1 rRNA gene (cut by a window edge) is annotated in these 1,451 nt (G+C 56.6%); it reads right to left on the reverse strand.

Features of this window, described 5'->3' with window-relative positions:
- Window positions 1–1,451 (reverse strand): 23S ribosomal RNA (locus tag AC3WJU_RS22310) (its annotated part extends 1,491 nt beyond the left edge of the window); the annotation flags it as partial.

Here is a 1,451-nt window from a genome sequence, read left to right on the forward strand (position 1 = left end):
GCTTGAACCTCGCGCCGATGCTTTTCTAGGCAGCATAGGATCACCGGATCCCCCCATGACGGGGGTCCCATCAGATCTCAGGAACGTCATCAAAGACACAGCGACGGATTTGCCTATCGCTGACCCTACATCCTTAGACCGGGGCAACCATCGCCCGGCCCGGCTACCTTCCTGCGTCACACCTGTTAATACGCTTACCTCCCGGGATCAGGTCCCGCGCTCGGCCAAAACCCGCACACCACAAGGGTGATTGGGCAGGCTCCGGGCGGTTAGTATCCCCCGCTTGGCATGGGCGGTCCTTCGCCGGTACGGGAATATCAACCCGTTGTCCATCGACTACGCCTGTCGGCCTCGCCTTAGGTCCCGACTTACCCAGGGCAGATTAGCTTGACCCTGGAACCCTTGATCATTCGGCGGACGGGTTTCTCACCCGTCTTTCGCTACTCATGCCTGCATTCTCACTCGTGTAGGCTCCACCGCTGGTTTACACCGCGACTTCACCGCCCACACGACGCTCCCCTACCACTCCAGACGACTGAACCACGAAGGCTTGTCTACTATCTGAAATCCACAACTTCGGCGGTGTACTTGAGCCCCGCTACATTGTCGGCGCGGAATCACTTGACCAGTGAGCTATTACGCACTCTTTCAAGGATGGCTGCTTCTAAGCCAACCTCCTGGTTGTCTTCGCAACTCCACATCCTTTCCCACTTAGCACACGCTTAGGGGCCTTAGTTGGTGGTCTGGGCTGTTTCCCTCTCGACTATGAAGCTTATCCCCCACAGTCTCACTGCTGCGCTCTCACTTACCGGCATTCGGAGTTTGGCTGACGTCAGTAACCTTGTAGGGCCCATCGGCCATCCAGTAGCTCTACCTCCGGCAAGAAACACGCAACGCTGCACCTAAATGCATTTCGGGGAGAACCAGCTATCACGGAGTTTGATTGGCCTTTCACCCCTACCCACAGCTCATCCCCTCCATTTTCAACTGAAGTGGGTTCGGTCCTCCACGACGTCTTACCGTCGCTTCAACCTGGCCATGGGTAGATCACTCCGCTTCGGGTCTAGATCACGCCACTACACTCGCCCTGTTCAGACTCGCTTTCGCTACGGCTACCCCACACGGGTTAACCTCGCGACGTAACACTAACTCGCAGGCTCATTCTTCAAAAGGCACGCCGTCACCAGAATCAGACTGGCTCCGACGGATTGTAAGCACACGGTTTCAGGTACTGTTTCACTCCCCTCCCGGGGTACTTTTCACCTTTCCCTCACGGTACTGGTCCGCTATCGGTCATTAGGAAGTATTTAGGCTTATCAGGTGGTCCTGACAGATTCACACGGGATTTCTCGGGCCCCGTGCTACTTGGGATCCTCTCCAGGCGGCACACAACATTACGGTTACGGGGCTAACACCCTCTCCGGCCGGCCTTTCAAGACCGTTCACCTATG

Source organism: Arthrobacter sp. FW306-1B-F12A, from assembly GCF_058781865.1.